Annotated in this window: 10 protein-coding genes; all 10 read left to right on the top strand. The window is 69.8% G+C overall.

What is annotated here, in order from left to right:
• Window positions 1–39 precede the first annotated feature (39 nt).
• The 10 genes from cmtR to BJF81_RS04520 all read left to right on the top strand — a co-directional run bounded on the left by cmtR (window position 40) and on the right by BJF81_RS04520 (window position 13,337).
• Window positions 40–390: a Cd(II)/Pb(II)-sensing metalloregulatory transcriptional regulator CmtR gene (cmtR, locus tag BJF81_RS04480; protein WP_029202581.1), complete on the top strand. Its 351-nt coding sequence runs from the start codon at window positions 40–42 to the stop codon at window positions 388–390.
• Window positions 387–983, top strand: a complete 597-nt coding sequence (locus BJF81_RS04485; RefSeq protein ID WP_075957319.1) for a cadmium resistance transporter — start codon at window positions 387–389, stop codon at window positions 981–983. The genes cmtR and BJF81_RS04485 overlap by 4 nt, the downstream gene beginning before the upstream one ends.
• Window positions 984–1,231: 248 nt before the next feature.
• Window positions 1,232–6,976, top strand: coding sequence for a MobF family relaxase (gene mobF, locus BJF81_RS04490; RefSeq protein ID WP_075957320.1), 5,745 nt, complete (start codon window positions 1,232–1,234; stop codon window positions 6,974–6,976).
• A gap of 265 nt (window positions 6,977–7,241) precedes the next feature.
• Window positions 7,242–8,276: a tyrosine-type recombinase/integrase gene (locus BJF81_RS04495; protein WP_075957321.1), complete on the top strand. Its 1,035-nt coding sequence runs from the start codon at window positions 7,242–7,244 to the stop codon at window positions 8,274–8,276.
• Window positions 8,277–8,601: 325 nt separating this feature from the next.
• Window positions 8,602–8,958, top strand: a complete 357-nt coding sequence (locus BJF81_RS04500; protein ID WP_202817425.1) for a hypothetical protein — start codon at window positions 8,602–8,604, stop codon at window positions 8,956–8,958.
• 323 nt (window positions 8,959–9,281) lie between these two features.
• A complete protein-coding gene (locus BJF81_RS04505; RefSeq protein ID WP_143780666.1) occupies window positions 9,282–10,301 on the top strand; it encodes a hypothetical protein in 1,020 nt (339 codons plus the stop codon).
• Between the two features lie 181 nt (window positions 10,302–10,482).
• Entirely contained in the window at window positions 10,483–11,151 is a 669-nt protein-coding gene (locus BJF81_RS04510; RefSeq protein ID WP_143780667.1) for a hypothetical protein, read from the top strand.
• A 133-nt stretch (window positions 11,152–11,284) separates the two neighbouring features.
• A complete protein-coding gene (locus tag BJF81_RS04515; RefSeq protein WP_158068611.1) occupies window positions 11,285–12,187 on the top strand; it encodes an ImmA/IrrE family metallo-endopeptidase in 903 nt (300 codons plus the stop codon).
• Between the two features lie 125 nt (window positions 12,188–12,312).
• The gene (locus BJF81_RS20250) at window positions 12,313–12,438 is read left to right on the top strand and encodes a hypothetical protein (protein WP_269087308.1); all 126 of its coding nucleotides are present in this window, start codon (window positions 12,313–12,315) and stop codon (window positions 12,436–12,438) included.
• Window positions 12,435–13,337 carry a nucleotidyltransferase gene (locus BJF81_RS04520; RefSeq protein WP_143780668.1) on the top strand — a complete coding sequence of 301 codons (903 nt, stop codon included), beginning with the start codon at window positions 12,435–12,437 and terminating at the stop codon, window positions 13,335–13,337. Before BJF81_RS20250 ends, BJF81_RS04520 begins: the two co-directional genes overlap by 4 nt.
• Window positions 13,338–13,788 lie beyond the last annotated feature (451 nt).

The following is a 13,788-nucleotide window of genomic DNA, read 5'->3' on the forward strand; positions in this document are numbered from 1 at the left end:
CCTCACGGACGGTTCAGCACAAACTGTATAGTTCAGCCCGTGCTGACTACTTCCTCCAGGCTGGACGCGATGCATCGGATCGGCCGGGCCCTGGCAGATCCGACGCGGGCTCGGATCCTGCTGTCGCTGCTCGAACGGCCTGCCTATCCCGCTGGACTTGCCGAGGACCTCGGCCTGACGCGGCCCAACGTGTCCAACCACCTGACCTGTCTGCGCGACTGCGGCATCGTCGTGGCCGAACCGCAGGGACGACAGACCCTCTACGCGATCGCCGACCCGCACCTCACCAACGCGCTGCTCGCGCTGGTCGAGGTGACCCTCGCCGTGAACGAGGACGCCCCGTGCCTGGATCCGCAGTGCCCCGTCGCCGGCTGCGAGGTCAGCCGGTGATCCTCACCACGGTCCTGCAGGCGATCGGGCTGTTCATGGCCACCAACATCGATGACATCATCATTCTTTCTCTGTTCTTCGCCCGAGGCGCCGGCCAACGGGGCACCACCACCCGGATCGCGCTGGGGCAGTACCTGGGGTTCGTCGGGATCCTCGGTGCTGCGCTGCTGGTCGCCTGGGGGGCCGGGCTGGTCCTGCCGTCCAGCGCCATTCCCTACTTCGGGCTCATCCCCCTGGCGCTCGGTATCTGGGCGGCGTGGCAGGCATGGCGAGGCGACGGTGACGACGACGACGAGAAGGTCGAGGGCAAGAAGGTCGGCATCCTGACTGTCGCCGCGGTCACCTTCGCCAACGGCGGAGACAACATCGGTGTCTACGTCCCGGTGTTCCTGAACGTCGGCACGGCAACCGTGGTCATCTTCTGCGTCGTGTTCCTGCTGCTCGTCGGCGTGCTGGTCCTTCTCGCCAGGTATGTCGCCACCCGCAGGCCTATCGCCGAGGTGCTCGAGCGGTGGGAACACGTGCTCTTCCCGATCGTCCTGATCGGCCTCGGCATAGCCATCCTCGTCAGCGGCGGCGCATTCGGACTCTGACAAACCGGGACCCTACGAAGCGCCGAACGACGGAGCGTGACGCCTCCCATTCCGGGCGCCTGACCTGCGGGGCGTCGCCTGCTTCGGGCCAGCCATAAGGACTGGTTCCGATAGGGCTGTCCACCAGTAGACCGTGACCAGTCCCGTCTAGCGGGACTGCCGTTCCGGGGTCGCGTCTCTGCCAGATCGTGACCAGAAAGTTGCCCGGGAATGAGTCCCTGAGCCTCGGATCTCCGCTTTGTATAGGTATGGCGATGACGATCCACCGGCTGACTGCCGGGTCGGGGTATGACTACCTGACCCGGCAGGTCGCCCGGCAGGACGCCACCGAGGTCGGCCACAGCGGGCTGGGCAGCTACTACACCGCCAAGGGCGAGGCTCCGGGGGTGTGGGTCGGCGCCGGCATGGCCGGGATCGCCGGCCTGGCCGCCGGCGAGGAGGTCACCGCCGAGCACATGACCCGCCTGTTCGGCACCGGGGAGCACCCGCTGGGTGATGAGTCCGGGCAGAGCCTGGGCCGTCCGTTCCGGGTGTACGGCGGCCGCGACGACGTGACCCCGTTCCGCATCGAGGTGGCGCGCCGGTTCGAGAAGCACAACAAGGCTCTCGGGCTACCGGTGGACCACCCCATCCCGGTGGAGGAACGCGCGAGCATCCGCACCCAGGTCGCCCTGGAGATGTTCCGCACCGAGCACGGCCGCGACCCGTTCGACGAGCGGGAGCTGGCCGGGCTCATCGCCAAGCAGTCCCGACCACGGACCACCGCCGTGGCCGGGTTCGACCTGACCTTCTCCCCCGTGAAGTCGGTCTCCACCCTGTGGGCCGTGGCCGACCGCCCCCTGGCCCTGCAGATCGAGGCAGCCCACCAGGCGGCTGTCCGCGACGCCCTGGGCTACATCGAGAAGCACGCCCTGTTCACCCGCACCGGTAAGGACGGTGTGCAGCAGGTCGACGTGCGCGGCATGGTCGCCGCGGCGTTCACCCACCTCGACTCCCGGGCTGGGGACCCGGACCTGCACACCCACGTCGCGGTCGCGAACAAGGTGCAGACCGTAGAGGACGGACGGTGGCTCTCGCTGGACAGCCGGCTGCTGCACAAGGCGACCGTTTCCGCCTCCGAGGCGTACAACACGGCCCTGGAGAAGCACCTGCGCCCACTGGGGCTCACGTTCGCCCCGAGGACCCCGACCACGGGGCCGGAGGCCCGCAAGCGGCCGGTGCGCGAGATCGTCGGTGTCGACGACCGGCTCAACCAGGCGTGGTCGACCCGGCGGGCCAGCATCCAGGCGCGGCGCAGCGAGCTGGCGCAGGCGTTCCAGGCACAGCACGGTCGACCGCCCACCCCGGTGGAATCCATCCAGCTGGCGCAGCAGGCCACCCTGGAAACCCGCGACGCCAAGCACGAACCCCGCTCCGAGGCCGAGCAGCGGCAGACGTGGCGGGCCGAGGCCCTGGCCGTCCTTGGGGACCAGGACGGGCTGGCCTCGATGGTGGACGCGGCGCTGTCCGGGGCTCGCACCCACGGGCTCGGCGAGCGGGTCGACGAGGCGTGGGTGGAGCGGACCGCAGCGCGCGTGGTCGACACCGTGCAAGGGTCCCGGTCCACCTGGCAGGTGTGGCACGTGCGCGCCGAGGCCCAGCGTCGCGTCCGCGCCGCCGACGTCCCACTGGAGCGGGTCGAGGACCTGGTCGAGCAGCTCACGCACGCAGCGCTGTCACGCAGCAAGGCCATGACCTCGGCCAGGGCCGATCCCATCGTCGAACCGGAACCGTTGCGCCGGGCCGACGGCGCGAGCGTCTACACCGTCGCCGGGTCACAGTTGTTCACCTCCACCGCGGTCCTGGAGGCCGAACGACGGCTGGTCACCGCTGCCGGGGCCACGGACGGGCGCCGCGCCTGCGTGCAGGACGTGGACGTGGCCCTGCTGGAGTCGGTCGCCAACGGGGTACACCTCAACGCCGGGCAGGCCGCCCTGGTCAAGGGCATGGCGACGTCGGGGGCGCGGCTTCAGCTGGCGATTGCTCCCGCAGGGTCGGGCAAGACCACCGCCATGCGGGCCCTGGCCCGGGCCTGGGAGTCCTCCGGCGGGACCGTCGTCGGGCTCGCCCCGTCCGCCGCGGCCGCAGCCGTACTGCGGGAGAACGCCGGCACCCAGGCCGACACCCTGGCCAAGCTGGTCTGGCACCTGGAGCACGACCCCGAGCACCTCCCCGCTTGGGCCAGGGACATCGACGAACGGGCCCTGGTGGTCATCGACGAGGCCGGGATGGTGGACACCCTTTCCCTGGACAAGGCGGTGGAGTTCATCACCTCCCGGGGCGCCTCGGTGCGGCTGGTGGGGGATGACCAGCAGCTGGCCGCGGTCGGCGCCGGAGGGGTGCTGCGCGACATCCGCGCCACCCACGGGGCCCTGCACCTGACCGAGCTGATGCGCTTCACCGGGGTCGCCGAGGGCGGCGCCTCCCTGGAGCTGCGCGACGGTCGCCCCTCCGCGCTGGGGTTCTACCTCGACGCCGGGCGGGTGCACGTCGGTGACCTGGCCACCATGACCGAGGACGTCTTCGGTGCCTGGTCCGCCGACCGGGCCCGCGGCAAGGACGCGATCATGCTCGCCCCCACCCGGGAGCTGGTCGCCGAGCTCAACCAGCGTGCCCGCGACCACCGCCTGGACGGAGCCCCCCGGCCCGCCGACGAGGTCGCCCTGTCCGACGGCAACCACGCCTCGGTCGGGGACACCGTCATCACCCGCCGCAACGACCGCCGCCTGCAGACCGCACCGACCGACTGGGTCAAGAACGGTGACCGGTGGACCGTGCTGGACACCACCGACGCCGGGGCCCTGGTCGTGCAGCACACCCGCACCGCCCGCAAGATCGCCCTGCCGGCCGACTACGTCGCGGCCAACGTCGAGCTGGGGTACGCCTCCACCGTGCACACCGCCCAAGGGGTGTCGGTCGACGTCACCCACGGCCTGGCCACCGGGGCCGAGTCGCGCCAGCAGCTGTACACGATGATGACCCGCGGCCGGGACGCCAACCACGTCTACCTGGAGGTCGTCGGCACCGGGGACGAGCACGACGCCGCCAAGCCGGACACGGTCAGCCCGCGCACCGCCACCGACATGCTCGAGGCCATCCTGGCCCGGGACGAGGCACCGGCCTCGGCCTCCACCCTGCTGCGGCAGGCCGACGACCCGGCCGTCCTGCTCGGCCAGGCCACCGCCCGGTACGTCGACGCGCTCTACACCGCAGCGGCCGCCACGGTCGGCACCGAGCGCCTCCAGCGCCTCGACGAGGCCGCCGAGCACCTGGTCCCCGGCATGACCGGCGCGGCGGCGTGGCCGACCCTGCGGGCACACCTGACCCTTCTCGCCGCCGTCGGAGACGACCCGGTGCAGGTGCTGACCGGCGCGGTCACCGCGCGGGAGGTCGACACCGCCGCCGACACCGCCGCCACGGTCGACTGGCGCCTGGACGACACCGGGATGCGCAACACGCCCACCGGGCCGCTGCCGTGGATCCCCGGCATCCCCGCCACCCTGGGCACCGACCCGACCTGGGGCCCCTACCTGGCCGCCCGCGCCCAGCGCGTCACCGACCTCGCCACCGAGGTCGCCGAGCACGCGGTCACCGCCCCAACCCCCGAGTGGGCCGCACAAGGCACTGCACGCCCGGCCGACGACGTGCTCGCAGCTGTCGCCGTCTGGCGGGCTGCCAACCAGGTCGAGGCCACCGACCTGCGTCCCACCGGCCCGCCCCATGCCTCCAAGGCCGCGGCGACCTACCAACACCAGCTGCGGTCCCAGATCCAGGGCGACCGCTCCCCCGCCCTGGCCGAGTGGGGGCCCCTGCTTTTGCAGGTCGCGCCGGGATCGGTGAAGGACGCCTTCGCCCCGGTCCTGGCCGAGCGCCTGGCCGCCGCCACCCGGGCCGGGATCGACGCCGCCACGCTGGTCCGCGACGCCGCCGGCACCCGGGACCTGCCGGACGACCACGCCGCGGCCGCCCTGTGGTGGCGCGTCGCGCAGCACCTGGCCCCGGCCGTGGACACCACCGCCGGGCCCGACCAGCTCCTGTCCACCGCATGGGTGCCGACCCTGACCAACACGCTCGGCAACGACCGGGCCCAGGCGATGCAGACCAGCACCTGGTGGCCAGCCCTGGTCACCACCGTCGACCACGCCCTGCAACGCGGCTGGTCCCTGGACGACCTCGCCGCCACCGCCCCCGCACCCGGGACCGACGTCGACGACGCCGCAGCCATGACCTGGACCATCAGCACCCTCCTGGACGACCCGACCCACCTGCAGCAGGCCGCCGGTCCCCACGAGCAGGACCTCGAGCTGGCCGTTGCCGCGCCTGAGCCGGACCCGGTCTCGGTGCAGGCCACCGACGCCGAGTACCGCGAGTACCTCGACACCATCACGGCCTCCTCCGCTGCCACCGACGTCGGCGACCTCACCGACCAGGTCGACGACGTCGACCTCGCGCAGGTGAACGCCGGTCTTGCCCTGGCCGCGCAGTACCGCCGGCTCATGGGGCCGCTGGACCCGACCGAGGCCGACCTGCAGCGGGCCTACGACCGCGCGGTCCAGGCGCAGGAGTCGCCAGTGCCCCTGGAGAGGCTGGCGCAGGTCAACGCGATGGCGCTGGACTACTACGAGCACCAGCTGACCGCCGGTGGCTGGGCCCGCGACTACCTGACCGACCGGTTCGGCCAGGACGTCGCCGGCCACCCGCACGTACGCCCCGGGTACGCCCCGACCGGCTGGACCCGCCTGGCCGACCACCTTCGCAGCCGAGGCGTCACCGACACCGAGCTGCAGACCACCGGGCTGGCCACCACCACCAAGGACGGCCGCCTCATCGACCGGTTCCGAGACCGGGCCGTCTTCCCCATCACCGACACCACCGGGCAGGTGCTCGGGTTCGTCGGCCGCCGGAACCCCTCCATCACCGATGACGCCCCGCACGCCGGTCCCAAGTACCTCAACACCCCCACCACGCCACTGTTCTCCAAGGGCCACCAGCTCTACGGCGCCGACGCCAACCTCATCAAGGCCGGGGCCACCCCGGTGCTCGTCGAGGGCCCGATGGACGCCCACGCCATCACCCTCGCCACCCGCGGCATGTACGTCGGGGTCGCTCCGCTGGGCACCGCACTCACCGAAGACCAGGCCGCCCAGGTTGCCCGCATCGGTGGCCCGGTTATCGTGGCCACCGACGCCGATCTGGCCGGTCGCATGGCCGCCGAACGGGCCCACTGGCTCCTCGCCCAGCACAATGTCCCCACCTTCGCGGCACCCCTGCCTGAGGGCACCGACCCCGCGGCCATGCTCCACGACCAGGGCGCCGACGGTGTGACCGGTGCCATCCTCGGCTCCTCCCCCCTGGCCGAGGTCCTGCTGGAGGAGCGGCTGACCAACCTGCCCGTCGACGGGGCGCTCGAGCCGGCGGCCCGGGTGCTGGCCACCGTCGACCCGTCCAGCTGGGATCGGGCCGGCGCCGAGATCGCCGACCGGCTCGGCATCGACGAGGAGATCACCCGGCGGGCCCTGTACCAGGCCGTCCGCGCCTGGCACGACGACCCTCACGTGGTCGCCACGCAGCAGCTCGAGAACGCCCGCGACGTGCGTATCCGGCTCGAAGCGGCCGCCCGGCAGGCTCCCGAGCAGCACTGGGCTCACCTCGCCGACCGGCTCGACCCCCGGCTCACCGCCCAGGAGGACTGGCCGGCCCTGGCCCATGTCATGCAGCACCTGCACGACGAAGGCCACGATGTACAGGCCCTGGCCCGGGCTAGCGTCACCGACGAGCCGTTGGTCTCAGCCCGTCCTGCGCAGGCGCTGCGCTACCGCCTCGCCGTTATCGCTCCACCCACGGACAGCACGCCCCGGCCAAGGGACGCGGCACCCGCAAGGCCTGCACGTCCAGAGACCGAGCGGGCCGCCGCCAATACGCCTTCCCGCCGTCCCGCCGGTCCCGGACGATGACCCCCGATGCCCCAGTGGTTCAAAGCTCGGCGCGCTGCTGCGGGCGTTCAGCACGGCGAGGCGCGCTTCGAGAGGCTCGTGACAGACCGGATCCGCTTGATATGTAGGTGATCTTCCGGGTCACCGGCGCGGCATCGTTGGCCTCGTCGATCCACTCGAGGAGGAGCCTGCGATGAGTGCTGTGCTGCCGTGCGTCGTCCCACCGGTCCAGGCGCGGACGCCGGGACCGCCGGGGTCGTTGGGTGATCCGTTGCTGGATGCGTACGTGGCGTTCGTCGCGGCGCGTTCACGCCCGAACACTGTGCTGGCGACGTGGTTCGACCTGAAGGTCTTCGCCACGGTGGTCGCCAAGCCGGTCGATGAGGTCGCCCCGTGCGACGTGCTGGGCTTCATCACCGCGCAACGGGCAGGACGGGCCAGCCTGCCCGACCCGCACCTGGTCACCGCCGGCGTGCCTGCGGACGGGGCCGGGGTCTCGGCTCGCACGATCCGGCGCCGGCTGTCCACGATCACCGGGTTGTACGCGTTCTTGACGGTGCGCGGTGACGTGCCGGCCAACCCGGTCCCGCGCGGGCTGCCGACCCGTCGGGAGAAGTCCCGCCCGGCCCAGGGCGTCCCGCTGGTCCGGGCCCCGCGGACGCTGCCCCGGATCCTGTCCCCGGCCGAGGTCGACGCCCTCACCAATGCCCTGCGCACGCACCGTGACCGGGCCATGGTCGCGGCGATGCTGCTCGGCGGGCTGCGTCGCTGCGAGGTCCTGGGCCTGCGCCTTCAGGACGTCCGCGCCGGTGAGCGGCAGCTGTTCGTCGCTGAGGGCAAGGGTGGCCACCAACGGCTGGTTCCGATCTCGCCTCGGTTCTTCGAGCACCTGGGCGCCTACCTGGATACCGAACGCCCTGCCGACGCCGCCAGCGACGCGGTGTTCCTGGTGCTCAAGCGCCCGCACCGCGGACGGCCGCTGTCGGCCAAGGGCCTGGAACAGGTGCTGGACTCCGCGCGGGAACGGGCCGGCCTGGCTCATGGGTCCTGCCACCAGCTGCGGCACACCTGCCTGACCCGGCTGCGTGAGGCCGGGATGGCCCTGGAAGCCGTGCAGGCACAGGCCGGGCACGCCTCGATCGAGTCGACCCGGATCTACCTGCACCTGGCTGATGACTGGCTCGCCTCGCAGTACCGGCGCGCGGCCGAGGTCATCGACGCCCAGGTCTACGCCGCCGGCCCCACCGGCCTCCCCAGGCCACCAGGCCCTGCCGGCGGGACCGTGCCGGTGTCCATCCCCGGTTTCCGGAGGCTGCGATGAGCACCGGGCAGCCCGCGCGGTTCTCCCCCGACCAGTACCAGCGTGGTGGCGGTGCCCCGGTCGCTTCCTGGGACCAGATCGCCGCCGACCTGCCGGCCGTTGCCGCCACGATGCGGGCCTACCTGGGTCAGATCGCCGTGGTGCTGCGCCCGGGCAGCGTGCACAACACCGACCAGTGCCTACGCGCGTTCGCCACCTACCTGCTCACCCATCACCCCGAAGTCACCTGCGTCCGCGACGTCGGACGGGCACACATCGAGGCTACAAGCCGTGGCTGGCCTCCCGTCCCGGCCGCGCCGGCGCACCCCTGGCCAAGGCCACCCTGGTGTACGCCAAGATCGCCAACCGCACCGTCGCCAACGAGTACTTCGCCGTCGCCGAGCAGGTCGACGCCCTCTACGCCCGCCCCGCCCAGCTGCCCGCCGACGCGCTCGGGCCAAACATGGCCCGCCTCAAGCAAGAGCACTCCCGCCTGCTCGGTAACGGCTACTGCACCCGCCCCAAGGTCATGGACTGCGTCTACGAGAGCATCTGCGAGTCCTGCACCTTCTTCCAGACCACCATCGAGTTCCGCCCCACCCTGCTAGCCCAGCGCGACGACGCCTGCGCCAAGGGTCAGGTCGCCCGTGCCCGCATCTACGACAACCTGCTCGAGGGCCTCGGCAACCACGAAGCCTCTTGACAACCGATACCTACATAACGCCGATGTCCGGACGTTCGGAGCCGGTGACAGCTGCGACTCGCAGCGCCGATGAGCGGACGCCCCGGCGAAACGCTGCAGTCGAAGGGACTGGCCCACCGACCCAGGGAGCGCGCGACAGATTGCCGGACTGTGTACGCGTGAGCGCGCAGACGGTAGGGTTCGCCTTAGCGCTCCTAGAAGGTGACTTCCCTCTAGAACGCGCTGGGGATTTCGTCCTACGCTGCGGGATCGGGGGCTGCGTGACAATAACCGGCTCTGCAGCGGAAGGTCAAGGTTCGACCATGCGGCACTAAGGGGGGCATGTGAGCGAGTATGACGACTGGGAACGAGCCGGCAAGATTGACGCTGATGCGTTTGCTGCTCTCCTACTGCGGCTCTGCGCACTTGTTGTGCGTACGAAGACGTACCCGCCGCCTGAGCACTACGACTCATGGACTAACGAGGCAGTGCAGGAGCTCGCGAGCAAGGTCTATGAGCGGAAGGACTCCGACAAGGAAGACAAGCGCCTAGCGCTCAAGGTCCTCGAGAAGGCACGAGACCAAGGCTCGCTTGAACGTCTTCTGCTCACGACTATTGAGAATGTCCTGATCGACGAAGCGAAAGCGACCGAGACGGGAAAACTCCGCCGACGACTGATCAACGTCCTCGGTAAGGACGCCCGTTTTGTCCACCTCTCTGAGCCTGAGGAATGCTGGGCGCTCCAAGGGGGACCGCAGTCCATGTGGCAGGGCGACCTCGACGTGCTCATTCAGGCTGCGCTGCGCGTGCGTGGGTACGAGATCCGGTCGTGGAACACGGCTGGTCCTACAGCGGCACCCGTGGCGCTGGCGCTCCGGCAGATTTCCCACGGTGTCCTTGCGCACGCGGACGCCGCTGTCCGGGCCCAGGAGCTCGCGACCGTTCTCAGGATTCGGTTCGTTCATATCGCCCCGTTGAACGCCGCCTCCATGACGGCTGTGCCCGCCGAAGCCGCCCCCGTCACCCAAGAGAAGGACAACCCCGAGAACGTCGTCATCCTGGAGATAGCGGCCGATACGATCTGGTCAACCCTGACACCGACAGAGCGGATGGTCGTGGCCTACATTGGCCAGGACCCGAATGAATGGGCGCGCTCATGCAGTTTGCGGCCGCGCCAGGCCGCGGCGATTGTGGCAGCGCTCATCGCGAAGCTCCAAGCAGCCGTCTCTGACGAGGAACGGGCCGAAGATCTTATTCGGGAGCTCCATGGGCGCTCGGTGGAGGAGGGCCTCGGTCCTCCAGAGTTGCGTCGTCTGCTGATGTTGACCCACGACGACAGCACGGACGGAGAAGGTCATGCCTGACAGTCAGCGTGCAAGCGATGGGCTTTCGACTGCTCTCCAGCTTCCCACCGCTGTGCACGTAGCGTGGAGCGGCCCTATGCCCTCGCCTGCTCCAGGGCAGCTGTGGCGAGCCCATTGGAAGGACGTCTCGCGCTTCGTCGTTGTGATACACGCCGGGGGGTCGACGGCGGAGGTCGCACCGGTGTCCGTGGACGTAGAGCTGGCAACGGATGATGCCGTTCTCTTGGAGGCATCTGAGTCCGACTTCGACGTGCCGGTGGCGGTATGGCTGGGCCTGCGAGCGGCAGTGCCATTGCGAGTCCTAGAGCGGTACGCCGGCACTATGCACCTGAACATTGCAGCGCTACTCAGAGCGCCTCAAGGAAGACCGGTCTTGACCCCGCTGGACGACCGGACGTTGGAAGTCGCCATCCTCGGTGACGACATGGACGATCTCGCCACAGCGCCGGCCGCCGATGCCACCCTTCAGGACCTTCTCCGCGGCGTCGCCCTTCAAGAACTTGTTAATGTGGGAGTGCCGACACAGATGGCTCTCGCCCTCAGCCGTGGTCTGCGGCCGCTCACCCCGGAGCTCGCTGCGAAGGTCGCTCCGTTGACCCGTGCCACCCCGGAAATGCTGCTGCGGGCCAACCCTCCGCTGCCGACTGAGGTCGTGCGAGACCTCGACAGCGAGCCAGTACGAGCCCTTGTCTCCGAGCTGGCTCGGCGGCGAGGGATCTCCGAGGTTGACGCTCGACTGATGGCGGGTTACGGCGGCTACGCCCTCGCCGCCCGGGAAACCGGGGCCGGCTCCGTCGATTGGGTTGCCCGCATAGCAGCGTACGTCAGGGGGCTACTCGGCGATGAGTAGCGGGTTCGCCACATCACGCGTCGAGGTTGCGGCCACGCTCGCGAAGGTCACGGCGCGACTTCAAGCGGTGTGGCCAGGCGCCACCGAGAGACTCAGGCATGACCCTTGCCACGCGATCTCCGAGTGGGGCCAGGTGCAGCTGCGGTTCGTCCCGGCAGTCGACACCGACAGCCGATGCAGCGTCGCGGGTGCCTATATCTGGGAGGACCAGCCGCCGGTTCTCGCTGTCGCCCGGGCATCGAGTGTCGGGCGGCGTGGCTTCACGGCCTTACACGAGCTCGGGCACCACTTGCAGCAGACCGATCTCTACCTCGCTCAGGAACTCGCCAGCGCCGGCGCACGCGGCCAAGTCCTCGAGGACGCCGTATGCGATGCCTTCGCCGCGTCGATCATCCTTCCGGATGAACTCGTCGATCAACACATCAACGCAGCTGGACCGACCGTGCACGACATCGTTGACCTCCACGGAGCCTCAAGCGCCTCCCGGGCTGCGGTGTGCGTCCGTGCGGCGCAGCGAATTCGATCGCCAGGCCACGTCGTCCTCCTCGACTACGACGGCAGTGTCCAATTCGCTGCTGCACAGGGACTGCCACCTGTGAGGAAGGGCAGCGACCAAAGCAGCGCGCCAGTGATCCGAAGTGCGCTCGACTCGTCCCGGACGGCTACGGGCCGCACCCGGCTCATATACCGCGATGGCATCCGCGGCGAGGAGCTCTTTATCCAGATTGGAGACTTGAACGGATACCTCGTTGCGGTGCTGACGACGGACCGGCCGCCGTGGGAGACGGCGTTCGTGCTCCCGTCCGCGGGCACGGCGCCTCTCGGCTCGACATGGCTATGTACAAATGCCGGCTGCGGCGAGGAGTTCGAGACGTTTGGGGTGTCTTGCGACAGGTGCGACGTCCCGAAATGTCCGGAGTGCGGTGCCTGCGAGTGCCTGCCTGCGGTCGCCGAGCGTAGGTGCACCAGGTGCTTCCTTGTCTACCCGGCTCGGTACTTCGACGGCGACTCCATGGTGTGCCTGGACTGCTCGTAAGAGCCTCCGGACAAGCACAGAGACACGTCGTCTGTTCTCGGTGAGGGTGCAACGTCCTCACCCCTGCGGAGTCCCGTCGGCCTCCGCAGACGGGAACGACAGTCGGCGGAGGACTGAGGTGGAGCATGACCGGCAACGGGAGCATGGATCTGGAGCAGATTCTCATGAAGGGGCGGAAACGCGTCGAGGTCACCGACGTGAGCTCGACGAAGCGACGGAGCGGCGAGACGCCGTCGCTGCGGCCCTGGTGAAAGCGTTCCCGGGCGCGCGGGTGTACGTCAACGGCAGCGTGGCCCACCGCGACGCACTAACGCCGCTGACCGATGTGGACCTCGGCGTCGTCGTCCCCGACCCAGACGGGATCTATGGGCCGGGCAAGAAGGGGCCCACCGAGCTGAGGGAGAAGGCCGCCCGACACATTCGGGATCAGCTTCGCCCGACGTACGGCGACTTGAGGGTCGAGGCGACCGGTCGAAAGCGCTCGATCCTAATCAAGTTCAACGAGCCAGTCAGCGACCGCGCTGAGGACTTCACGGCTGACGTCATCGTGGCGATCGACTACCCGGACGGGCCGGGTCTGCTCATCCCAAGGTGGAACGGCTGGGACCGCTCACATCCGGAAGAGCACACCCATCTCGTCCGTCAGGCGATCAAGGACAGCCGCGGTTCCTACGCGCGTGTCGTTCGTCTCCTCAAGCGCTGGAACCGCGCGCACGGCAAGCCGCTGTGCTCGTGGAACGTCAAGGCGATTGCCCTCGGCTGCATCACCACCCCGACCACGCAGCTCCAAGGCCTGCTGACGTGGTTCACGTACGCTGTCGTCGAGCTGCGTAAGGGGGAGACAAGAGATCCGGCCGGCGTTGCTCCGAAGCCGATCAAGCTCAACGAAAGCATGACCCGGACGCAGGTCGTGCAATGCCTCGAGGATGCCCTCTCCATACTCCGCGATGCAGTCCGGTTCCAGGAAGACGGCTACCCGGTCCTCGCGGCCGACGCGCTCGCGCGATTCTTCGACGACGATGCCATGCTCCCCCGCCCCGACCAGGGTGCCGTCCGGCGGGCGACCGCAGAGCGCTTCAGGGCGCGCCAAGCGTCGGCGTCCCCGCCTTCGGCGTCGGCGTTGGTGAGGGTCGTGAACGAGTCCCCGTGAAGTCGTGGGCGCCGTGAGCCGCCGCCGTACCGGCCGCCGGCAGGCCGTTAAGCAGCGGAAACGTTGGTACGGACAACGTCGCGCGTGGCTCGCACCCCTGGAGGCTGAAGCGCGACGCGTACACGGCGCCAACCTGCGGGTCTTGGCGCTCGGGGGCAGGCGGGTGTATCGCGTGCCGGTCGACGTCCCAGGCCGGCTCCGGCCGGTGGAGGTAACGATCACCTTCTACGAGCAGCCGCCGTACCCCTGCTTCGGCCTGAGCGCGCCGGAGTACCCGCGCGTGCTGGCGCGAACGGAAGGAGCATCCCCGCACCGAATGCCGGTCGACGGAGCGTTGTGCCTTTACTACCCCGGATCTCCGCCTGAGCTGCGGTGGCGACCCGAGAATGGTCTGCTCAGCCTTATCGACCTTGCTCGTGATCACATCTTCTTCGAGGATTACTGGCGGGAG

This window comes from Ornithinimicrobium sp. CNJ-824 (assembly GCF_001942405.1).
GTDB classification, from domain to species: Bacteria; Actinomycetota; Actinomycetes; order Actinomycetales; family Dermatophilaceae; genus Ornithinicoccus; species Ornithinicoccus kibberensis.

Coding starts and splice junctions, on each gene's coding strand:
- mobF (WP_075957320.1), top strand. CDS start 1,232: ATGGCGATGACGATCCACCGGCTGACTGCCGGGTCGGGGTATGACTAC.
- BJF81_RS20250 (WP_269087308.1), top strand. CDS start 12,313: ATGACCGGCAACGGGAGCATGGATCTGGAGCAGATTCTCATGAAGGGG.